General features: G+C 64.3%; 19 protein-coding genes and 1 pseudogene. 4 read left to right on the plus strand and 16 right to left on the minus strand.

Going from position 1 to position 21,000, the window contains the following annotated elements:
- Positions 1-71: 71 nt before the first annotated feature.
- Positions 72-545, plus strand: a complete 474-nt coding sequence (locus tag IHQ72_RS06885) for a L,D-transpeptidase (protein WP_258121749.1) — start codon at positions 72-74, stop codon at positions 543-545.
- A 97-nt stretch (positions 546-642) separates the two neighbouring features.
- Here IHQ72_RS06885 and IHQ72_RS06890 read toward each other — a convergent pair whose 3' ends face one another.
- On the minus strand, positions 643-3,726 hold the full coding sequence (locus IHQ72_RS06890) for an efflux RND transporter permease subunit (RefSeq protein WP_258121750.1): 3,084 nt from the start codon (positions 3,724-3,726) through the stop codon (positions 643-645).
- Entirely contained in the window at positions 3,723-4,988 is a 1,266-nt protein-coding gene (locus tag IHQ72_RS06895) for an efflux RND transporter periplasmic adaptor subunit (RefSeq protein WP_374120334.1), read from the minus strand. Before IHQ72_RS06895 ends, IHQ72_RS06890 begins: the two co-directional genes overlap by 4 nt.
- 150 nt (positions 4,989-5,138) lie before the next feature.
- Between IHQ72_RS06895 and IHQ72_RS06900 the strand changes: the two genes are divergently transcribed.
- Both IHQ72_RS06900 and IHQ72_RS06905 read left to right on the plus strand, forming a co-directional pair.
- Entirely contained in the window at positions 5,139-5,675 is a 537-nt protein-coding gene (locus IHQ72_RS06900; protein WP_258121752.1) for a TetR/AcrR family transcriptional regulator, read from the plus strand.
- Positions 5,676-5,895: 220 nt separating this feature from the next.
- Complete coding sequence (locus IHQ72_RS06905; RefSeq protein WP_258121753.1) at positions 5,896-6,963, plus strand: ABC transporter ATP-binding protein; 1,068 nt, start codon at positions 5,896-5,898, stop codon at positions 6,961-6,963.
- Between the two features lie 6 nt (positions 6,964-6,969).
- Here the strand turns inward: IHQ72_RS06905 and IHQ72_RS06910 are convergent.
- Together IHQ72_RS06910 and IHQ72_RS06915 are read right to left on the minus strand one after the other, a co-directional pair.
- Positions 6,970-8,570 (minus strand): annotated as a pseudogene (locus IHQ72_RS06910) (ABC transporter permease).
- A gap of 153 nt (positions 8,571-8,723) precedes the next feature.
- The gene (locus tag IHQ72_RS06915) at positions 8,724-9,698 is read right to left on the minus strand and encodes an ABC transporter substrate-binding protein (RefSeq protein WP_258121754.1); all 975 of its coding nucleotides are present in this window, start codon (positions 9,696-9,698) and stop codon (positions 8,724-8,726) included.
- A 214-nt stretch (positions 9,699-9,912) separates the two neighbouring features.
- Between IHQ72_RS06915 and IHQ72_RS06920 the strand changes: the two genes are divergently transcribed.
- Positions 9,913-10,182, plus strand: a complete 270-nt coding sequence (locus IHQ72_RS06920; RefSeq protein WP_258121755.1) for a hypothetical protein — start codon at positions 9,913-9,915, stop codon at positions 10,180-10,182.
- Positions 10,183-10,192: 10 nt separating this feature from the next.
- Here the strand turns inward: IHQ72_RS06920 and IHQ72_RS06925 are convergent, their stop codons facing one another.
- The 12 genes from IHQ72_RS06925 to IHQ72_RS06980 all read right to left on the minus strand — a co-directional run bounded on the left by IHQ72_RS06925 (position 10,193) and on the right by IHQ72_RS06980 (position 20,965).
- Positions 10,193-11,278: a Gfo/Idh/MocA family protein gene (locus IHQ72_RS06925; RefSeq protein WP_258121756.1), complete on the minus strand. Its 1,086-nt coding sequence runs from the start codon at positions 11,276-11,278 to the stop codon at positions 10,193-10,195.
- A gap of 69 nt (positions 11,279-11,347) precedes the next feature.
- Positions 11,348-12,112 carry an ATP-binding cassette domain-containing protein gene (locus tag IHQ72_RS06930; RefSeq protein ID WP_258121758.1) on the minus strand — a complete coding sequence of 255 codons (765 nt, stop codon included), beginning with the start codon at positions 12,110-12,112 and terminating at the stop codon, positions 11,348-11,350.
- Positions 12,109-13,110, minus strand: a complete 1,002-nt coding sequence (locus IHQ72_RS06935) for an ABC transporter permease (RefSeq protein WP_258121760.1) — start codon at positions 13,108-13,110, stop codon at positions 12,109-12,111. The genes IHQ72_RS06930 and IHQ72_RS06935 overlap by 4 nt, the downstream gene beginning before the upstream one ends.
- Complete coding sequence (locus tag IHQ72_RS06940; RefSeq protein ID WP_258121761.1) at positions 13,107-14,099, minus strand: sugar ABC transporter substrate-binding protein; 993 nt, start codon at positions 14,097-14,099, stop codon at positions 13,107-13,109. The genes IHQ72_RS06935 and IHQ72_RS06940 overlap by 4 nt, the downstream gene beginning before the upstream one ends.
- Before the next feature lie 163 nt (positions 14,100-14,262).
- A complete protein-coding gene (locus IHQ72_RS06945; RefSeq protein ID WP_258121762.1) occupies positions 14,263-14,478 on the minus strand; it encodes a hypothetical protein in 216 nt (71 codons plus the stop codon).
- Between the two features lie 141 nt (positions 14,479-14,619).
- Entirely contained in the window at positions 14,620-15,705 is a 1,086-nt protein-coding gene (locus IHQ72_RS06950) for an ABC transporter ATP-binding protein (RefSeq protein ID WP_258121763.1), read from the minus strand.
- Positions 15,698-16,735: an ROK family protein gene (locus tag IHQ72_RS06955; protein ID WP_258121764.1), complete on the minus strand. Its 1,038-nt coding sequence runs from the start codon at positions 16,733-16,735 to the stop codon at positions 15,698-15,700. Before IHQ72_RS06955 ends, IHQ72_RS06950 begins: the two co-directional genes overlap by 8 nt.
- Positions 16,735-17,457, minus strand: a complete 723-nt coding sequence (locus IHQ72_RS06960; protein WP_258121765.1) for a ribulose-phosphate 3-epimerase — start codon at positions 17,455-17,457, stop codon at positions 16,735-16,737. Before IHQ72_RS06960 ends, IHQ72_RS06955 begins: the two co-directional genes overlap by 1 nt.
- The gene (locus IHQ72_RS06965; RefSeq protein ID WP_258121766.1) at positions 17,454-18,287 is read right to left on the minus strand and encodes an alpha/beta fold hydrolase; all 834 of its coding nucleotides are present in this window, start codon (positions 18,285-18,287) and stop codon (positions 17,454-17,456) included. The genes IHQ72_RS06960 and IHQ72_RS06965 overlap by 4 nt, the downstream gene beginning before the upstream one ends.
- Entirely contained in the window at positions 18,287-19,105 is an 819-nt protein-coding gene (locus IHQ72_RS06970) for a sugar phosphate isomerase/epimerase family protein (protein WP_258121767.1), read from the minus strand. Before IHQ72_RS06970 ends, IHQ72_RS06965 begins: the two co-directional genes overlap by 1 nt.
- A complete protein-coding gene (locus IHQ72_RS06975; protein WP_258121768.1) occupies positions 19,105-20,181 on the minus strand; it encodes a Gfo/Idh/MocA family protein in 1,077 nt (358 codons plus the stop codon). The genes IHQ72_RS06970 and IHQ72_RS06975 overlap by 1 nt, the downstream gene beginning before the upstream one ends.
- Positions 20,182-20,191: 10 nt before the next feature.
- Positions 20,192-20,965, minus strand: coding sequence for a sugar phosphate isomerase/epimerase family protein (locus tag IHQ72_RS06980; RefSeq protein WP_258123762.1), 774 nt, complete (start codon positions 20,963-20,965; stop codon positions 20,192-20,194).
- Between the last annotated feature and the right edge of the window lie 35 nt (positions 20,966-21,000).

A 21,000-nucleotide genomic window follows, 5' to 3' on the forward strand; every position in this document is an offset into this window, starting at 1 on the left:
TCGAAACATGACGTAACGATAAGCCGGTCATCGAATTTGGAGCCGGCCATGTCCGGCAGACGGGGGACATCATGTACACTGCCATTTCTGCCAAGCTCATCAACATCGCTGCCGCCGTCACTGCGGGTACGGTTCTTCTGTTCGGCGCCGGCAGCGGCGTTGCCCATGCCGCCAATCGGGCCGCCAATCAGATCGTGGCGCGGATTTCGCTTTCGCAGCAGACGATGGAAGTCCTGGTCGACGGGCGGCCGACCTTCGCGTGGAAAGTGTCAACCGGCGACAGGGCGCATGTCACCCCGACCGGCTCGTTCAAGCCGACCCGCATGCACCAAATGTGGTATTCGAGCAAATACGACAACGCGCCGATGCCGCATTCGGTCTTCTTCAAGGGTGGCTACGCCGTTCATGCGACCAATTTCGTCAAACGTCTCGGCCGCCCGGCCTCGCATGGCTGCGTGCGGCTGCATCCGGACAACGCCGCCGATTTCTACCAGCTTGTCGAGATTTTCGGTCCGGCCAACACCCGGATCGTCATCGTCAAATAGATAACCAAAGACTACCCGCCTGCCGGGTATAAATACATTGCGGGTCGGACATCACTGCCCAAGAAAAAGGCCGGAAATTTCCGGCCTTTTTTATCAATCAATCAGCCGGCACCGGCATCAGCTTCGGGTCCGGCTTCTCGGCGTGATGCGGCAGGTCCTTGCTGGCAATGAAGGTGTAGAACATCGGCACCACGAACAGGGTGAATATGGTCCCCACCAGAATGCCGGTGAAGATCACCAGGCCCATCGAATAGCGCGCCGCCGCACCCGCGCCGCTGGAGATGATCAGCGGCACCACGCCGAGCGCCATCGCAGCGGTCGTCATCAGGATAGGCCTTAGCCGCACCCTGGCCGAGGCGACGATCGCATCGCGCCGCCGCATCCCGTGGAGCTCGCGCTGCTGGTTGGCGAACTCGACCAGAAGAATGCCGTGCTTGGTGATCAGGCCGATCAGCGTGATCAGACCGACCTGCGTGTAGATATTGAGCGTTCCCAGCCCCAGATTGAGCGGCACGATCGCGCCGAAGATCGACAGCGGCACCGACATCATGATGATCAACGGATCGCGGAAGCTTTCGAACTGCGCCGCCAGCACCAGATAGATGACGAGAACAGCTGCCGCGAAGGCGATGATGATCGTGTAGCCCTGTTCCTTCTCCTGCCGCGACTGGCCGGTATAGTCGATGAAGAACGTGTCGGGCAGGCTTTCCCTGGCGATATCCTCGATGGTCTTCAGCCCGTCGCCCGTGGTGACGGTGGGCAATGGCAGAGCGGAAATCGTGGCGGAGTTCAATTGGTTGAACTGCTCGATCACGGCCGGCGAGGCGTTGGTCGAGATCTTCACCACCGCCGAGAGCGGCACCATCTCGCCCGACGCGCTGCGCACGAAATACTCGGCCAGCTTTTCAGGGTTGTCGCGGAAGTTCTGCGGCACCTGCGGGATGATGTCGTAGCTGTTGGATTCGCGGTCGAATTGCGCCACTTCGGCGCCACCGACCAAAAGGGTCAGTGTCCGGCCGATGTCGGCGATCGGCAGGTTGAGCGCCGCGGCGCGGTCGCGGTCGATCGTCACCGTCACTTGCGGCGCGTCGTAGGACATCGAATTCTGCACGGCGAGGAAGCGACCGGAGGCCTGCGCCTTGTTCTTGATGTCCTCGGCCGCCTCGTACACCTGGGAGGCATCGCCGGTCGAGCGCACCACCATCGTGACCGGCAGGCCGCCGCCGGAGCCGGGCAGCGTCGGCGGTGCGAAGACGAAAGCCTCGACGCCTGCCACCTTGGCAAGGCGGGCGGTGATGTCTTCCTGAAGTTCCTTCGAGCTGCGCGCGCGCTCGGCCCAGTCTTTGAATGCGAACCCGACGAAGGCGTTGTTCGTCGGGCCTTGGAACGCAACGGCGGAGAACCGCGCCCTGGTTTCGGGGATATCATTCATCAGCCCGAGAATCTGGTTCACATAGGTCTCGGTGTAGTCCGACGTGGCATAGCGCGGCGCATTCACAATAGACAGCAAGAAGCCCTGGTCTTCTTCCGGCGCCAGTTCGCTCGCGGTCTTGGTGAACATGAAGCCGGTCGTGGCCACCAGTGCGATGACGATCATCAGCGTCACCGGGCGATATTTCAACGAGCCGCTGACCAGCCGCTCATAGATGTTTTCGACGCGCCCGAACGTGTTGTCGACAATACGCTGGAAGCGGCTGTGCGAGCCGGCCCTCAGGATGCGTGCCGACATCATCGGCGTGACGGTGAGGGCAACGACACCCGAAAGCACCACCGAGCCGGCGAGCGTCACCGCGAATTCGCGAAACAGTGCGCCGGTCAGGCCGCCGGTGAAGGCCAGCGGCGCGAACACGGCGGCCAGCGTTATCGTCATGGCGATGACGGCGGACGAGATCTCCCGCATGCCGTTGAAGGCCGCCTGCATCGGCGACAAACCGTCTTCCTCCATGTGGCGGTGAATGTTTTCCACCACCACGATGGCATCGTCAACGACGAGGCCGATCGCCAGCACCATGGCCAGCAACGACAAAAGATTGATCGAATAGCCCAGCGAAAACAGCAGGAAACAGACGCCGATCAGCGACAGCGGAATGGTCACGATCGGCATCAGCACCGAGCGGAACGAGCCGAGGAAGAGCAGGATGACGACGATGACGATGGCGACCGCCTCGCCGATGGTCTTGAACACCTCCTCGATCGAGGCGCTGATCTGCTCGGTCGAATCGTAGACGATCTCGATCGTCATGCCGAGCGGCAGCGTCTCCTGAATTGTCGGCACAATTTCGTGGATCGCCTCCGCTGTCGTCAGCGGATTGGCGGCCGGCGTCGGGAAGATGGCGAGGAAGATGCCGGGCTTGCCGTTGAAGCTGACCCTGGTGTCGGTGTTCGCCGCGGCGAGCTCGACGCGTGCCACGTCGCGCAGCCTCACCACATTGCCGTCTTTCGAACGGAGCGGAAGAGCAGCGAAAGCCTCCGGCGTCTGCAGCGTCGAACGAACGGTGATCGAGGAGGCGACGTATTCGTTTTCGGTATTGCCGGGCGCGGAGAGGAAATTCGATTCGTTGATGGCGGTCAGCACTTCCGCCGCCGTCACGCCGCGCGCCGCCAGTTTGACCGGGTCGATCCAGACGCGCATCGAATATTCGGCGGCCCCGAAGATCTGCACGTCGGCGACACCCTCGACCGTCGACATGCGCGGCCGCACGACGCGCTCGATATATTCGGTGAGCTGCTCCGGCGTCATGTTCGGATTCTGCATCGAGATATACATCATCGCGAACTGCTCGCCGGTGCCCTTGACGATCACCGGGTCTTCGGCCTCGTCCGGCAGATCGCCGCGCACGCCTTGTACCTTCGACAAGACTTCGTTCAGCGCGATGTCGGGGTTGGAGCCGAGTTTCATCTGCACCGTCACGGTGCTGGAGGACGCCCGGCTTGCCGACGTGACATAGTCGATGTTTTCGGTCGAAGCGACGGCGCGGGCGATCGGCGCGGAAATGAACCCCTGGATCAGGTCGGCGCTGGCGCCGGGATAGGCCGTGGTGATCGTGATGGCCGTTTCTTCGACCTCCGGATACTGCCGGATCGAGAGGCTGAAGATGCCCTGGAAACCCAGAAGCAGGATCATCAAGGCGAGCACGGTCGAAAGGACCGGACGGCGAATGAAGATGTCGGAGAAGCTCATTTCTGGGCTGCCTGCTGGTTTGCCGGCTTGGTCGGGTCGATGGTGTTGTCGACGGCAACGGACATGCCGTTGGAGAGCCGGTTCTGGCCGGCGGTAACGACTTCGTCGCCGGGCGCGATGCCTTCCAGGATCTCAACCAGGCCGGCATCGCGGCGGCCGGGCTTGACGAACACCTGGGCAAGCACGAGCTGCGGCTTCTGTTCTTCCGCCGTCGGTTCGGCCGGATTAGCAGCCGGTTTTTCCTCGGGTTTTGCCGCGGGCGCTTCGGCTGCGGGCTTCGCACTATCTGTGGCGGGCTTTTCTTCCGGCTTCGCCGCAGCAGCAGGGGGGGCGCCATTGGCCGCGGCAGGCTTCGCCGGACGCACCACAAAGACGAAGTCACCGTACAGGCTGGAGGTCAGCGCGGTCTGCGGCACCGTCAGTACGTTGTTTTCCTCGGGCAGTTCGACGCGCACCTGCACGAATTGGCCAGGGGTCAGCTTGCCTTCGGGGTTGGCGACCTCGGCCCTGACCGTCACCAGCCGGCTGGCCGGGTCGATTTTGGGGTCGATGCCGCGAATAGTGCCGGTGAAAGGCAACTCGCCGTCACCAACGCCCAGCCGCACCGTCTGGCCGATCTTCAGCAGCGGAAGCTGCTGTTCGGGAACCGAGAAATCGGCCCGCATCGTCTCCAGATCCTGCAGGGTCGCTACGGAAGTGCCGGGTGAGAGATACTGGCCGAGATCGATCCTGGGGATACCCACGGTGCCGCTGAAGGGCGCGGTCAGCAGCTTCTGCTCGAGCACCGCCTGCAGCCTGTTGACCCGCGAAGCGGAAGCCAATGCGGCTGCCCGCGCCGTATCGAGCGTCGAATCCGAGCCGACACCGCGTTTCTGCAATTCAAGGGCGCGTGTCAACGCCGTCTGGTCGAGCGCTGCTTGCGCCTTCGTCGCTTCGAGATCGGCGCGCTCGGCGGCATCGTCAAGCTGAAGGAGACCCGCGTTGGCTTCAACTTTCTGATTGGCGTGAAACAGGATGTCCTTGACGATGCCGGCGGTTTCGACGGTCAGGTCGACGCCGCGGACCGCACTGACAGTGCCGATCGCCTCGACGCCCGGCGTCCATTCCGTCGGCCCGACGATTGTCGTCGACACGGTCGCGGCCGGGGGCTTCATGGTGGCGAAGAATTGCTGCATTGCATTGTCGCGGAACAAATTGAAGCCGACGATGCCGCCGCACACCAGCACGAGCAGAATGAAGGCAATGATGAAACGCTTGATCACGAACAGTCCCCTTGGCCATGGCCCGGCATAACAGTCGGATGACCGAAACACATACCTGTGACTGGTCCCGATTTCAAATGACGGCGATCTTACTGTACCGTCTGGACGGTCTTGTCAATTCCGCATAGGCTAATGTATGGGGAGCGTTTGATGAAAGCCCGCAGAGCAAATTCGCGTGATAAAATTCTCGCCGCCGCAGCCGATGTGGCACGCGAGACAGGGCCCGGCAGCCTGTCGCTGGACGCCGTCGCCAGCCGAGCCGGCGTGTCGAAAGGCGGCTTGCTGTACAATTTCCCAACCAAGGCGAAACTGATGCAGGCGCTGGTAGAGGATTACCTGCGCGCCTTCGAGCAGGCGCTGGAGTCCGCCCGCACGGCCGGCGTCGGCGGCGAAAGCCCGCTTGCGACTTACATCAAGCTTTCGGCCGAACATGCCGAGGAATCGAAACCGTCGGCTTCCTGGATATTTTCAGCGATCGCCGAGGATCCCGATTTTCTGACACCGATAAAATCGTTCAGGCGGCAGGTTTTCGAGCGCCTCAAGGGAGAGACGCCGGACCTCAAGGCGCTGCTGGTCTGCTACCTCGCCATCGAAGGACTTCGCAGCATGAACCTGTTCGATTCGGATGTTCTTTCGGTCGACGAACGCCGGTTGCTGATATCGTCCTTGCTGGAGATCGCGGGATAGATTGCCGCGTAGGCTGGGCGAAGCACCTGCGGCAAGACACATCCCATCTCTCTCGACATTGATGCCTGCCCATCACCGCCGCTGCGTTACGGGAAAACCTGATCTCGCGGGCCGCCTGCATCATTGTCATGGCCAGATTTCCAACGTATTGCCGGCCGGGTCCTGCAACGGCCGTGCAAACGACCGGCACAGGGCGCAATGATATGCGGATGGGTGGAGCATGAGCGAAATCAGGGTGGAGCGCCTCACCAAGCGGTTCAACGAAACCGCCGCGCTGGACGCCGTTTCACTCGAGTTTGCGGCGGGCTCGTTCACTGCGCTGCTCGGTCCGTCCGGTTGCGGCAAGACCACGATGCTGAGGTTGATCGCCGGCTTCGAGGCGCCAAGCGAAGGCCGCGTGCTCTTTGGCGACGAACTGATGGCCGATCCGCAGCGGCAGGTGCCGCCGGAAGCGCGCGGCGTTGGGGTCGTCTTCCAGTCCTACGCACTCTGGCCGCATATGGATGTCGCTGAAAACGTCGCCTATCCGCTGAGAGCCCGGCATGTCAAACGAGGCGAGATCGCCGGCCGTGTCGGCGCGGTTCTCGATATCGTTGGGTTCAACGGATTTGAAAGCCGCCGCATCGAGGAACTGTCCGGCGGCCAGCGCCAGCGTGTAGCGCTGGCGCGCTGCCTCGTTGCCGACGCCAAAATTATCCTGTTCGACGAACCGCTCGCCAATCTCGACATGCATCTGCGCTCGTCGATGGTCGACGCGTTTCGCGACATCCACCGCCGCACCGGCGCCACCATCGTCTACGTCACCCACGACCAGGCCGAGGCCCTGGCGCTGGCCGACCGCGTTGCCATCATGAGCGGAGGCAAGGTGCTGCAGGCGGCGGCGCCGCAGGAGGTCTATCGCGCGCCGGCCAATGCCACGGTTGCTGGCTTCGTTGGTCGCGGGTCTATCGTTGCGGGCCTAGCGATCGATCACGCCCAAGGAAGCGCGACAGTCGACATAGCAGGGCATCGCCTCATGGCGCGAAGTGCCGGGACATCGGCTGGGCCGGTGAAAATCCTGCTGCGGCCGGAAGCGCTGCGGATTTCACCTGAAGGCATGCCGGCGACGGTGCTCGACAGCATCTATCGCGGCGCGGTCCATGAGGTGCGGCTGGCCTTGCCGATGCCGAGACGGGGGCCAGGACAGGGTCCGGCACAGGAATTGGTGATCGACAGTACCGAGGCAGTTGCAGTCGGCCAAAGAGTGCATGTGACCGTCTCGGACGCCTGGATTGTCCCGAGCGCCTGAGCCGGCTTACCGCCAGGGCAACACACCGGCCGGAAGCCGCCGCCCGAACCGGTCGAGCACAAGCAGCAGGACGACGACGACGGCAATCGTGGAAACAGCGATCGCGGCGGCCTGCGTTCCCAAGCCGGCTTCCTCGAGGCTGAACAGCACCACGCCCAAAGTTTCGTTGCCACTCGACCAGAGCAAGGCCGAGACCGTCAGTTCGTTGAAAGCGCTCATGAAGACGAGCAGCCCGCCCGCCACTGCCGCCGGCGCGGCGAGCGGCGCGGTAATAGTTGCAAGCCGGCGCAGCGAGCCGGCTCCCGACACCGCCGCTGCCTCGTCGAGATCGCGTGAAATCTGCCCGACCGCGGTCGCCACCGGTTTCAAGGCGAGCGTGAAAAACCGCATCACATAGGCGACCATAATGATCGAGGCCGTTGCATAAAGGCTGCCGACCAGCGGCAGCGGGCGCAGGAACAACAGGATGCAGGCAATGGCAAGCACGACGCCGGGAACCGCATAGGGCAGGTCGACGATGCCGCCGAGCAGACGCTGCCAACGGCGGCCGAGCCGTTCGAGGACGGCGGTCACCGGTATGACGCCGATGGCGAGGACCAGTGCTGCGCTGCCGGCAAACAGAAGGGAATTGCGGAAGGCACGGACGGTTGAAGCCTGGCGGACCAGAACCTCGGAATAATTGGACGCGGTCATCGTTTGCCAGCCCAGCGGCACACCGAAGGACGGGACGAGCGACGTTGCCAGCAGCGCGCAAGCCGGAAGCACAAGGATGAAACCGATCACCAGCCAACCGAGACCGGCCAGCAACAGGCGGTAGCGCCCGAGCTCGAAATGCGCCGGCGTGCCTGAGGTAAAGCGGTGAGCGGCGCCACGCAGGGCCAGCGACTGGCAAGCAACACCGGCCAGCGCCAGCACCCCGACCAGCGCCGACAGCGCCGTGATCTGCGGCAGAACGCCGGGTCCGAAACTCGACAGGTCCTGATAGATCAGCGTTGGCAGCGTCAGATAGTTGACCGGCATTCCGAGCAAAGCGGGGATGCCGAAATTGCCGACGCTCGAAACGAAGGCGAGTGCTGCCGCAGCCACGATATACGGACGCACGACCGGCAGGACGATGGTCCACAGCACGGATAGCGGCCTGGCGCCGGCGGCCCTGGCCGCCTCGACGAGATCGCGAGGAATCCGCGCTAGTCCGGCCCGCAGCGTGATGAAGACGATCGGTGCATGCTGGACGGCGTAAAGCAGGATGATGCCGTTGCGGCCAAGCATCGGATTTGGAGTTCCTGGCGGAGGCGCTATCCCAATCATGCCGAGAAGCGTGCTGGATGGGCCAAACAGGTGCAGCCACGACAAAGCGGTGACCTGTGGCGCGATCATCAGCGGCAGCAACAGCAGGAAGCCGAGGGCTTTCGTCCCGGCAGGTCGGTCATCGTTATGGCGACGGCAAAGGGGCTGCCGAGGCAGACCGCCAGCACGGCGCCGAAAAAAGCAGTATCCAACGTATGCCACATCGCCCGCAAGGCGGCGGGCTTGGCCAGGCGTTCGGCGAAAGCGCCGAAGTCGAGTTCGCCGCCCGGCGCGACGGCCGCGACGAGGAGCCTGACCATCGGCAGCAGACTGAGCAGAGCGATGACCAGTAGAACGGCGAGCGCCGACGCGCGAAACCCTGATGTGGCCCGCACCCCGGGCCCGCGCCGAGCCGGCACGGACCGCCCGGCGAGGATATCCGGCGCGGATGACACCACTGGGTAACGGGCTGGCTACTGGCTCATCACGGCGCCGAACTTTTCCTTGTTGGCGGCGTCGTTGGCGAGTGCGGCGGCCGCATTGTAGCCCAGCACCTTGATCGACGAGCGGTCGGGATAGCCGGCCGGCAAGGCAATATCGGCGCGCGCCGGGATGTAGCCCATTTTTGCGGCGGCCTGCTGTCCGTCCTTGGACAGCAGGAAATCGACGAAGGCCTTGGCGGCGTCGGCGTTCTTGGCCGTGGACAGGATGGCGACCGGCTCGGTGACGGCCGAGACACCTTCCCTGGGGAATACGAACTCGACGGGCGCACCCTTGGCCTTCTCGCGAATGGGCATGTAGTCGACGATCATGCCGAACAGCTTGTCGCCGCCGCTGACGGCCTTCAGCACGTCGCCATTGCCGCCGCTTGCCTGGGCGCCGTTCCTGGCGAGCGCGTTATAGTAGTCCCAGCCTTGCGGCAAATTGCCGGTCAGCGTCGCGGTGTGGATCATCGCCGCACCCGAGGTCAGCGGGCTCGGCATCGCGACAAGGCCCTTGGCCTCCGGCTTGGTGAGGTCTTCCCAGCTCGCCGGCACGAAGGGCGCCTTGGTGTTGTAGACAATGCCGGTGGTGATCAGCTTGGTCGAGAAATAGGTCTTGTCCTTGTCATAGAGCGCCCCTTCGATACCGGAGATATCGGCCTCGGGATAGGCGAGCAGCCGGCCTTCCTTCTTCAGTCCTTCCATGGTCACGACGTCGGCGATCAAAAGCACATCCGCCTGCGGCTGGCCGGCTTCGATCTCGGCACGCAGCTTGGCCAGGATCTTCGGTGTTCCATCGCGCACCCATTCGACCTTGACTGCGGGGTACTTCGCCATGAAGGCATCGACGGTCTGCTGGGCGTCGGTGTTGGGCTGGCTGGTGTAGAGGACGAGCTTGCCGTCGGCAGCCGAAGCGCCTGCGATGGCGGATGCCAAAAACATGGCGGCGAGAATGATCTTGCGCATGGAAAACCCCACTTGGTGTGAAGAGACGGATCCGGCTAGGCGCCGGATGCGAGAACGCTCTCCCTAGCGCCGCAGGATAAACCTATTGTGACAGGCGGGGATCGGCAAGGATGGCAGGTTTTTCGCCGCCGCCTCGGACGATCCGGGGAACTTTTGCTCGGCTGGCGATTTTGGATGTATGGTGGGAACCCGAACGACCAGAAGGGTGTTGCCGATGACGACAAAACGCCTTGCGATCTGCGCTCTCGTTTTCGCGATGGGCTGCAGCATGTCCGCCGCGGCCTTCGCTGGAAGTCGCGACCAACGGGCTGACCCTGAACGCTACGTTCCCGCCGAAGGCGACATCATCGATATCCTGTTCGGCGGCCCGCGCTACTATGACCAGCAGTTGTTCACGACAGCCGCAGGAGCCTGCTCCTACCACAGGGTCGGGCCCGACGCGAATGCGTCGAACAAGATCAACGATCACTACTGCGGGAAGTAGGCGGCAGGCTTTAGCGCCCGCCAGTCTTCTTCATCTGCTCGATGATCTCTGCCATCAGCGCCAGGTCGCGGCGTGAGTCAGCTAGGTCGGTCAGCGGCTTCGTCCCGTCGGTGATGTGACGGTGGAAGGTCTCCAGTTCGTTGGAGAAGGCGTCGCCATAGAGCGGCCCGAATGTCCGCGTCACTGGGCCGGCTGCTCCGGTTTCCGTCACTTCGAGCCGCGTCGGCAGGCTGCGGATGTAGGGCGTGTCGTAAATGATGCGGACCCGTTTGGTGTTCGAGCGCACCTCGATTATGGCATCGAATAGGCCGAGATCATCGACCACTGCATCATAGCAGCAGGCGAAGTGGCCGTAGTCGAATGTCACGCTGGTGTTGGCGCCGCCATTGGTGCGGTGCGCCGCCAGCACACGGTCCGGTTCGCCGAGCAGTCCGCGCATCGCCGAAATATGGTGCGAGCTCAGCGCCGTCAGGCCGCGATAGGCGCGTACGAGGTCAGCGGGCGCATCGCTGCCCACCACTTCGCGGATCAGCGCTTCGCGTTCCTTGGCGCCGCGTGCCAAAAGGGCCGGATCGATGTCGGTGGGATAGAGGATGTTCTGGCTCTTTTTCAGGAAATGCCGGCCCTCGGAGATCAGGTCGAAGATGCGGACATGGGTAATGTCGGCGAAGTCAGGCAGTTCCTCTATCGCTGCCAGATAGGCCGGAGCGTAGCGGCGCATGTAGCCGACGAAGATCGTTTTGGCGGAGTTTGGCGTCAGCGCCAGAAGCTCGTCGATCTCGCGCACCGTCAGGCTGGCGGGCTTTTCCAAGAGGACATACTTGTTCGCCTGGACGGCGGCACGGACGAAACGGCTGTGGGTCTCGTCTGACGAGAGGATGAAAACCGCGTCGATATCCGGCGAATCGATCAGCGCCTCTGCCGTTTCGAAGGCTTTGGCGGTCGGGTATTGGGATGTGCACAGCGCCATCAGGCTCGGCGAAACATCATAGATGCCTGATATCAGCCAGCGGTCGCGCTGGTCGCTCAGCACCGGCAGGTGGATCGACTGCGCGACCTCTCCAAGACCCACTAGCCCGACACGGATCACCGCCACGGCACACTCCCTTTGCAAACCAATTGTTTCAGCCAAAAGCCTGTTTGGGCGACAGGGGCGGCTCGTCCTTCATGCCGCACCGGTGACGAGCGCGACGAGTTCGTTGCCGGTTGTCTCGGATGAACGGACGGTCGCCACCATCCGTCCCGCTCGCATCACCCAGATCTGGTCGGACAGGCGCCGCACCTGATCGAAATTATGACTGACCAGGATGACGCTGACGGCTTGTTCGCGCAGCCGCCGGATCAGGGCTTCGACATTGGCCGTCTCCTGCACGCCGAGCGCTGCGGTTGGTTCGTCCATCACCACCAGCTTGGCCCCGGAACCCGCGGCGCGGCAGATCGAGATCGCCTGTCGCTGTCCGCCCGACAGGCGCCGCACGCGCTGACTGACCGAAGGCATGTTGATCGACAGGCGCGACAGCATGGCGCGCGCCTGCTGTTTCATGGCCTTGCGGTCGAGCAAGGCGAAGGGACCGATCTGGCGCACGATCTCGCGGTTGAGGAACAGGTTCTGGGCGACGGTCAGTTCGTCGATCAGCGCCAGGTTCTGGTGCACCGTCTCGATGCCGGCCTTGCGCGCCTCGTCGGGGTTGGCGAAGGGACGCGGCCGGCCGTCGAAGAAGATCTCGCCGCCATCCGGCACATGGACGCCGACCAGGCAGCGTATCAGCGTCGACTTGCCGGCGCCATTGTCGCCGATCACCGCTGTGACCTCGCCACGGCGGGCCTGGAAGGCGACATCGGTGAAGGCGCGGATGCCGCCGAAATGCTTGCTCAGTCCTTCGCAGGCGAGGATCGCGTCGACCGAGGGGGAGTGATTGACGGCGCTCATTTCTGATACCGCATGATCAGTGCCGCCAGCACCACGATGGCGCCAACGGCCAGGGGCTGGTAGAAGGCCGAAACGCTGAGCAGCGTCAGCCCGTTGACGAGAGCGGTGAGCATCAGCGCTCCGATCGCCGGGCCGAGAATGCTGGCGCGTCCACCAAACAGGCTGACGCCTCCCAAGACGACTGCCGCCACCGAATTGAGCAGAAGGCTGGTATTGATCTGCGGTTCGGCCGAGCCGATGCGCGCCACGAGGAGCAGTGCGGCGATGCCGGCGCAGAAGCCTGAAATCGTATAGGCGGCGATCTTGACCCGGTTGGTGCGGATGCCGAGCGCGCTGGCGCTTTCGACCTGGCCGCCGGTCGCCAACAGATGCACGCCAAAGCGGGTGTGGTAGAGCGCGATATGCGCCACCAGAACGGCTGATATCGCCACCCAGACGGGATAGCCGAACGGTCCAAAGGAGCCTGAGGCCAGCCGCAGCAGGAAAGTCGAGCCGACCATTATCGGCTCGCCGCCCGACAAGATCAGGCCGAGCCCGGTGACGCCCGAAAGCGTGCCGAGCGTTACCACGAAGTCGGGTATTCGCCCGGCTGTGATGAGCAAGCCGTTAAAGAAACCGACCGCGCTGGTGGCGGCTACGGCGAGCACGCAGGCGAGGAAGATGCCATAGCCCGCGGCATCGACGAGGCCGAGGATGATGGCGCCCAGCATGACGGCTGCCGCCAAGGAGAGATCGATGCCGGCCGTCGCCACGACGAAGGTCTGGCCGATCGACAGCACGACCAGGATCGCCGCTGCCAGCAGCAGGGCCTGCAAATTGGCGACGCTGAGAAAGACCGGCTGGGCGATGCCGAACACAATGACGAGGCCGACGAGGCCGACGACCGATGCCCAGTCGGCCCAGAAGGAAGGATCCAGGAGGAGAGCCGCCAGGGAGGGACGGCTCTCCTCCGCCGCGCCCGCTTCCCGCGAGGACGCGTTCTCGGCGGGAGCGCTCACTGCTGCAACATCTCGCGGAATGGGTCCGGATAGTCGCCGCCGGGGCGCGGGAAATTCTTCAACGAGGCTTCCGCATTGTCCTTGTTGATCAGCAGAACCGGCGCCGGCACGTTGGCGGGAAGCGCCTTGCCCTTGGCCGCCGCGGCGCAAGCTTCCACGCCCATGGCACCGACAACGTAGGGATACTGGGCGACGGTCGCGGCGAGCTCGCCGGCGGCAACGGATTTCAAGGCGTCGACGATGCCGTCGAGGCCGATCACCTTGACGTCCTTGCCCGAGGTCTGGACGGCGCGCTGGACGCCGAGCGCCATGATGTCGTTGGCGGCGAAGAAGCCGGCGAGATCTGGGTGTGCGGCCAGGATGTCGGTAGCCGCGGTCAGCGCCTTCTCACGGTCCCAGTCGGCGCTCACCATCACCACGACGTCGAGCTTGCCTTCGACAGCCTGCTTGAAACCCTTGATGCGGGCATTGCTGCCGACATCGCCGACGATGCCGGCCACCAGCGCGACCTTGGAGCCTGCAGGAACCAGCTTCAGCATCTCCTCGCCTGCCAGCACGCCGGCGGCGACGTTGTCGGTGCCGATATAGGTGCTGATGGTGAAGCCGGCGGCCTTGGCCTGCTCGGCGTCGATGGTGCTGTCGATGTTGACGATCGGCTTGTTCTTCTGGGCGACAGGCACCAGTGCCTGGACGAGGTTGCTGACGCTGATCGGATTGACCAGATAGCAATCGAAATCCTGCATGGCCATGGCGGTCAACCGATCGGCCTGCCCGGTCGCATCGCCCATATTGGCTGCTGCCTGGACGGTGACGGCCACGCCGTCGGACTTGGCCTGCTCTTCGATGCCCTGGTGCATGTACTGGAAGAAGGGATTGTCGAGGCCCTTGACGATGGCCGCGACGCGGGCCGCGTCCTGGGCATGGGCCGGCATGGAAATAATGGCTGCAAACAGGCCTGCGCCAAACGTCAGGCAATTGAACATACGCATGCTTCCTCCTCCTAATTGTTGTTGTGTCGCAATCGACCTGCTGTTCGGCGAACGGAATTGTGCCGACGAAGGCCAACCCGGCGCTTGCGATGACAGGCTGCTGACCGTTCCGCGATTGCCACACGGCTTGCAGGTTCCGACCCGGTTAGGGCCATTTTTCGTGTCAGGCATTTCTCCTCCCAGAGCGCTGACCGATGCCTGTCAGCATTTCCGCATGTTTTAGAAAAATTTGACACGCGTCAAGATTTAAAATGGTGTGCAGCGGTTTTTGATGTGCTGCAATGCAGCAGAAATTGGCAGGGACGAGGAAGAATGCAGCGATGAAGACGAGCGCTGGCGTTCCTTCGCGCCCCTCTGTCCTGCCGGACTCGGCCGTCATCCCCGCTTTCGCCAATCTCCAGCGTTGAAAGACAGGCTGGACGGCGAAGCTGCCGATCTCCCCCCAAGTGAGGGAGATGTCCGGCAGGACAGAGGGGGGCGCTGTCCCGCCCAACGTCTCGCGAATGTCGGGGAATTCAGCTCAAGCCAGAGCCGCCAGCGCCGGCCCATCGGTGCGAAACAGGTGGCAAACCGATGGTGAGATGTCGAGCGCGATCGGGCTGTGCAACGGCGTCCTGTCGCCGCCTTCGGCCTGGACGACCAGCGTGATGTCAGGCGCGATCTCGACATGCAGGATGGTCAGGCTGCCAAGCCGCTCCGCCAGCACGGCTTGCCCCTTGAATTGTCCGTTGGCCGCGATGCGGAGATGTTCCGGCCGCATGCCGAGCAGCAGCTCGTCGCCAGATTTGCTTGCGCCGGCGGCGACCGGCACGGTCAGCGCCTCGCCGTCCGGCAAGGTTACGGTGACGCCTTCGGAGCCAGTCGAGGCCACCTTCAGCTTCAGCAGGTTCATCTTCGGCGAGCCGATGAAGCCGGCGACGAAAATGTTCGCCGGCCTGACATAGAGGTCGAGCGGCGAGCCGACCTGCTCGATCGAGCCGCCGTTCAGCACCACGATTTTGTCGGCCATGGTCATGGCCTCGGTCTGGTCGTGGGTGACATAGATCATGGTCGCGGCCAGATGTTCATGCAGGCGCATCAGCTCGAGCCGCATGCTGACCCGCAAGGCGGCGTCGAGATTGGACAGCGGCTCGTCGAACAAAAACACTTTGGGATTGCGCACGATGGCGCGGCCGATGGCGACACGCTGGCGCTGGCCGCCCGAAAGCGCCTTCGGCCGCCGGTCGAGTAGATGCGAAAGCTGCAGCACCTCGGCGGCCTCTCGCACTTTGCGTTCCTTTTCGGCGGCGGAAACGCCGGCGATCTTCAGCGCAAAGCCCATATTCTCGGCCACCGTCATGTGCGGATAGAGCGCGTAGGACTGGAACACCATGGCGAGCCCGCGCTCGGACGGATCGATGTCGTTGGCGCGTACGCCATCGATCAGCAAGTCGCCGGCGGTGATCTTTTCCAGGCCGGCGATCATGCGCAGCAGTGTGGACTTGCCACAGCCGGACGGGCCAACGAAGACGACGAATTCGCGGTCCTCGACATCCAGGTCAAGGCCTTTGATGATCTCGACGGATCCGTAGGATTTGCGCGCACCGCGCAGCTTGAGCTCAGCCATGGCTTGCCTCCCTGGCGCCGGCACGCTCGGTCGCGCCGTCTTTGCTGTCCTCGTCCTGCGCCATCGCCAACGGCGCGCCCGGTTCGCCTTCCCACAGGATCAGGCTGGCCGCGCCGATCAGTCCTGCGCGGGCGCCAAGCTGCGCTGGCACGATCGGCACATCCCGGTAGGCCAGCATGGCCCGCTGCTCGACGGTTGCCCTGATGGTTGGAGCCAACAGGTCGAAACCGTTGGCAAGGCCGCCGCCCATGACGATCAGGTCCGGCGAATAGAGGTGAAGCAGGTTGGTGAAGCCGATGCCGAGCCACCTGGCTTCCGCCTCGATCAACTCGAGCGCACTGATATCGCCGGCACGTGCGGCCTCGACGACGTGCCTGGCCGAAACGTCGCCGTCGGCCGAAAGGCGCCTGAGCAGGGAGCCGTCGCCCGGCGCTGTCAGCGCTGTGGCACGCCGCCCGAGCGCGGTTCCGGAGGCAACCGCCTCGAAACAGCCGACAGCGCCGCAGAAGCAGCGGTCGCCCTCGCCGGTGATGGTCATGTGACCGATCTCGGCGGCAAGCCCGCGCCGGCCGTGATAGATGTGGCCGTCGGCAACGACCCCGCCGCCGATGCCGGTCGATACGGTGACGAACACCAGGGATCCGGTGCCCTGGCCGGCGCCGAAGCGCCATTCGCCAAGGGCCGCCGCATTGGCGTCGTTTTCCAGCCGCACCGGCAGGCCGAAATGCTTGCCGAGAATGTCGATCAACGGCACATCGTGCCAGCCGGCCAGCGTCGGCGGTGCGATCACGATCCCGGCTTTGGGATCGAGCGGACCCGGTGCGCCGATGCCGATGCCGACGACATCCGCCTGTGGGCGCTGTGTCAGAAGAGCCCCGGCCAGTGCGATGATCTGGCCGATCACCGCATCCGATCCCGCGATCGCCATCGTCGGCGCCGAAACCTGCGCGACAACCCGGCCGCCGCTCTCGACCAGCGCGCCGCGCAGCTCCGTTCCGCCGAGATCGAAGGCGAGGGCCAGTCTTGTCATCAGGCGGCGACCTTCAGCCCATGCAGCCAGGCCATGCGCTGCGCGAGGTCGGGGTCGCCGAATGCCAGCGATCCGAGCACCACCGTCTCGGCCCCGGCGGCGCGCAGGCGCGGCACGGTCTCGTGGCGGATGCCCCCGTCGGCAGCCAGGATGATATCGGCCTCCCGGCCGGCTTGCCGCATCAATGTACGCGCCTCTATCAGGCGTGGGCAGGCCTGTTCGGAAAGGCTCTGGCCCTTGACGCCGATAGATGTGCCAAGAAGCGTCACAAACGCGACTTCGGGCAGGAACGGGGTGACCGCAGCGACCGGCGTTTCCAGCCTGAGCACCACGCCGGCTTCGGCGCCGAGCTCACGCGCCAGTTGCACGGCGCGCAGGCCGGCTTCGCCGTTTTCGGCATGGACGCTGACCAGGTCGGCGCCGGCCTCGATGAACTGACGCGTCTGCTCCTCGACGATCTCGGCTTCGACCATCAGGTGCACATGGATCGGCTTTGCCGTCAGCCCGGCGATCCGCGCCACCAGGTCAGGGAAGAACAGGAAGCCGGGGGTGAAGCGGGCGTCTGCGACGTCGATGTGGTGGAGGTCGACATGAGGTTCTATGCGCTTCAGGTCGCGCTCCATATTGGCAAGATCGGCCGACCACAAGGAAAATTCGCCGAGCAGCCGGCTGCGCGGCAGGGCGGCGATGGCGTCGGGACCGGACAAGAATTTGGTCGTCATGACGGAATGAGGCTCCGGAAATTCCAGTAGGTGTGAAGGAAGGTCGTGATCTCAGCCTGCAGCTCGGCGAAATGCCTGACGCTGTCGAGTGCCTTTGGAGAGGTTTCGGCAAAGGTTGCGCCGGGGATCGCCGCCGCGAGCGTACGGGCCGCCATCAGCGGATGCACCGCATCCATGGCATTGCCGATGACGAGCGTGGGGATGCCAAGGGCAGCGGCGTCACTCGCAGAAACACCTGGGCCGTCGGCGGCAATGTCGGCGAGGACCTGCGCGAATGGCGCGGCGTCCGGCCGGTCGAAATAGCCGAACAGCGAGGCAAGGTTGTCGGGCGCGTCGCGCTGCAGGCGCGCGGCGGTTTCCGATTGCGCGAAGATCGTCCTGGCATCGTCGGGGCCGTGGTCCAGGATAAGCTTGGCAACCTCGGCGATCGGCCGCAGGTTCACCGGCGCGCTGTCGAAAATCCAGGCCGGCCGCACCAGCAGCAGGCCGGCGACGCGACCCGGGTGACGGCAGGCCAGGCGCAAGGCGATCGCCGCGCCCATGGAAATGCCGCCGGCGACGAAACGGTCGAGGCCGACCTGATCGGTGGCGGCAACAACATCGTCCGCGAACATGCTCAGGCAAAACGGACGGCGGCTGCCCAGTCCGGAGGCACCGTGTCCGCGGCATTCCAGCGTGATGCGCCGCAACCCCGTCCCGGAAGGGAAAGCCTGGGCGACCTGCGCCTCGCCGCCGCCCAGCCCATGCTGAAAGACGACCGCAAGCCCGTCGCCGTGGTCGCAGACTTGCAGCGCGGCGTCATCGCGAAGCAGCGTGGCAGGGCGCGCCATCAGATCAGCCCCTTCAGGAAGCGGGCAACCGCAGGCGCTTCGTCGGCCGAAAGGCCGTGCGTGACCAGCGCCTCGTCAAAGCCAGATACTTTCAGGCGGGCGACGAAATCCCCAAAGTCGACGACACCTTGCCCGGCGGTGGCGAAGCGGCCGTCGGCAAAGCGGTCCTTGGCGTGCGCCATGGCGACATGGCCTGCCGTGGTTTCGACCGCAGCGGCCACGATGGCGCGTGCTTCCTCGGGGCTCGCCTGTTCGAACAGGTTGGCCGGATCGAGCACGACGCGCAGCCGTTTCGAGCCCATCTCGGCGATGAGGCGCATCGCGTCCGACGCCGAGGTGACGATGTTGGCCTGTTCGGGCTCGATGCCGAGATCGACGCCGTGGCGCTCGGCGAGTTGCAGCGCCTTTTCCATCTCGCTCGCCATGTCGTCCCATGCCTCAGGGGCGGCATTGTCAGGGTGATACGCCCACTGATCGTCCGCGTTGCGCGTTCCCGTGCACAAGGTGACCAAGGGAACGGACAGGGATGCCGCGGCCTTGATGACCACGCCAAGCCGGCGCAGGCCGTCGTCGCGCATAGCCCTGTCGGGATGGGCCATGTTGTAGGTGCCGGAGAGCGCCACCAGCGCGACACCGCAAGCATTTGACGCGGCCGCGATGGCATGAATGGCGTCTTCCGGTACCGCATCCGGCATCGACGGCAGGCCGGCGCAGGCCAGGTTGAACTGGGCGACGGCAAATCCCGCGTCGCGGACCGCCGCCAGCACGACGGCCGGTTCGCTGCCCGGGAAGGTCTTGGCGAACACCCCGATCTGCATCAGACCGCTCCCGTGACGCTGGCGATCTCGACGCGCTCACCGCTTTCGACCGAGCGGGCGATCGCCACCATGGCGCGGATCGAGGCGAGGCCGTCCTCGACATTGGCGCCGCGCAGCGGCGCGCCGTCGAGCACCGTGTCGGCGAGGCCCTCGAGCTGCCGTCTGAAGAAATGACCGTCGGCGCCGAGCGGCCTTCGCGACGTCGCATCCTTCTCGTGAAAGATATCGACCTCGCTCGCCCGGAAATACCAGGGGTTGAAGGTCTTGGCGATCACCGAGCCGTTTTCGCCATAGAGCTGGAAGCCCTCGTGCCAGTCCATGCGGACAGCGACGGTGAGGTCGAGATGGCCAAGCGCGCCGTTGGCGAATTCGGTTTCGACGAACCAGCAATAGGCGCCGAAACGCTCGTTGAGCCGGGCGCGCACGGCGACGATCTCGCCGCACAGGAAGCGCGCGGTGTCGACAAGGTGCGAGCCGTGCGCCAGCATAAAATACTGCCTGAGATCGGCCTTCGGATTGCCGCCCGGCCTGCGCGCCAGCTTGCTGGTGACGGGCAGCGGCTGGACCGCGTCGGTGTTGGTGTAGCGGTGGGTGGAATCGCAATACCAGGCTTTTAGCGCCAGGATCTCGCCGATCTCGTCGCGGACGAAATCGCGCGCCGCTTCCAGCGCCGGGTCGAAGCGCTTCATGTGCCCGACCTGCAGTACCTTGCCGGAGCGCCTGACCGCATCGGCGAGCATCTCGCCTTCCTCGATCGAGACGCCGATCGGCTTTTCGCACAGCACGTGCTTGCCGGCCTCGAGCGCCTTGATCGACATCGGAACGTGGTAGGCGTCGGAGGTCGCGACGATCACCGCCTCCAGTTGCGGGTCGGCGAGCATCTCATCGTAATCGCCATACATTTTTTCGGGTTCATAGGTCGCGCCCATGCGCGCCAGAAGATCGGGGGCGGCATCGCAGATCGCATAGAGATCGGCGTTCCTGGCCTTCACGCAGGATTCGAGATGGGCGAATTGGGCGATCGGCCCGCAGCCGAGCACGCCGACACGAAGGCGACGGTCTTGCTTTCGGATCATGGTCTCTTCCTCACGCGCCGTAGCCGCGCATGGTCTGGCGGTTGGTCTTGACCGCGGCGGCCGGATCGGCGGCGGCAGTCTCGGATTCCTCTTCCAGCACCAGCCAGCCGTTGAAATGTGGCGCCGCACTGGCGATCTCGATCACAGCTTGGGTGTCGCAGACGCCCTTGCCGAGCATGGCCCAGGTGCCGCTGGCGTCGACATCCTTCAGATGCACGTAGCGGATGCGGCCGCGGTAGGTGGTGAGCGTATCTGCCATGTCTTCATGGCCGCGCAATATGTGGCCGGTGTCGGGCACCCAGCCGACGAGCGACGGATCGATCAGTGCGAAAATCCGGTCGTAGTCGGCACGGTCGAACAGCAGCGTGTTGTGGTGGGAACTGGGATGGACAGCGATGTCGACGCCGGCCTTGCGTCCGAATTCGCCGGCCTTGTTGTAGAACTCGGCAGCGATGGCAAACTTGTCGTCACGCGGGCCGTCGGACACGACGGTGGCCGAACCCATGGAGACGAGGGCGCCGGGAAATGCGGCGGCGAATTCGATCCAGCGCTGTGCGGTTTCCAGGTCGGCGCCGATCCTGTCCTGCAGCGTGAAGCCGCTCTTCGAGCCGAATGCGAAAGAGACGAGAGTCAGCCCGGCCGACTTCAATGCCGTCGCGAATTCCGCCGGCCTGTCGGCATAGCGGCCGATCATCGTGTCGGTGATCTCGATGCCGGCATAGCCGCCATCGGCGATCGCCTTCAAGAGATCGTCGGGACCACCGGCAAACCGGTCTCCGAGCATTTCCCAGGTAAAGGTCTGGCAACCGACTTTCAGGT

The sequence above is a fragment of the Mesorhizobium onobrychidis genome, from assembly GCF_024707545.1.
Classification (GTDB): domain Bacteria; phylum Pseudomonadota; class Alphaproteobacteria; order Rhizobiales; family Rhizobiaceae; genus Mesorhizobium; species Mesorhizobium onobrychidis.

Bases quoted from the DNA above. Each gene is read 5' to 3' on its own strand.
- IHQ72_RS06885 (WP_258121749.1), top strand. From the start codon at position 72: ATGTACACTGCCATTTCTGCCAAGCTCATCAACATCGCTGCCGCCGTC.
- IHQ72_RS06890 (WP_258121750.1), bottom strand. From the start codon at position 3,726: ATGAGCTTCTCCGACATCTTCATTCGCCGTCCGGTCCTTTCGACCGTG.
- IHQ72_RS06900 (WP_258121752.1), top strand. From the start codon at position 5,139: ATGAAAGCCCGCAGAGCAAATTCGCGTGATAAAATTCTCGCCGCCGCA.
- IHQ72_RS06905 (WP_258121753.1), top strand. From the start codon at position 5,896: ATGAGCGAAATCAGGGTGGAGCGCCTCACCAAGCGGTTCAACGAAACC.
- IHQ72_RS06915 (WP_258121754.1), bottom strand. From the start codon at position 9,698: ATGCGCAAGATCATTCTCGCCGCCATGTTTTTGGCATCCGCCATCGCA.
- IHQ72_RS06920 (WP_258121755.1), top strand. From the start codon at position 9,913: ATGACGACAAAACGCCTTGCGATCTGCGCTCTCGTTTTCGCGATGGGC.
- IHQ72_RS06930 (WP_258121758.1), bottom strand. From the start codon at position 12,112: ATGAGCGCCGTCAATCACTCCCCCTCGGTCGACGCGATCCTCGCCTGC.
- IHQ72_RS06940 (WP_258121761.1), bottom strand. From the start codon at position 14,099: ATGCGTATGTTCAATTGCCTGACGTTTGGCGCAGGCCTGTTTGCAGCC.
- IHQ72_RS06945 (WP_258121762.1), bottom strand. From the start codon at position 14,478: ATGACGGCCGAGTCCGGCAGGACAGAGGGGCGCGAAGGAACGCCAGCG.
- IHQ72_RS06950 (WP_258121763.1), bottom strand. From the start codon at position 15,705: ATGGCTGAGCTCAAGCTGCGCGGTGCGCGCAAATCCTACGGATCCGTC.
- IHQ72_RS06955 (WP_258121764.1), bottom strand. From the start codon at position 16,735: ATGACAAGACTGGCCCTCGCCTTCGATCTCGGCGGAACGGAGCTGCGC.
- IHQ72_RS06960 (WP_258121765.1), bottom strand. From the start codon at position 17,457: ATGACGACCAAATTCTTGTCCGGTCCCGACGCCATCGCCGCCCTGCCG.
- IHQ72_RS06965 (WP_258121766.1), bottom strand. From the start codon at position 18,287: ATGGCGCGCCCTGCCACGCTGCTTCGCGATGACGCCGCGCTGCAAGTC.
- IHQ72_RS06970 (WP_258121767.1), bottom strand. From the start codon at position 19,105: ATGCAGATCGGGGTGTTCGCCAAGACCTTCCCGGGCAGCGAACCGGCC.
- IHQ72_RS06975 (WP_258121768.1), bottom strand. From the start codon at position 20,181: ATGATCCGAAAGCAAGACCGTCGCCTTCGTGTCGGCGTGCTCGGCTGC.
- IHQ72_RS06980 (WP_258123762.1), bottom strand. From the start codon at position 20,965: ATGCTCGGAGACCGGTTTGCCGGTGGTCCCGACGATCTCTTGAAGGCG.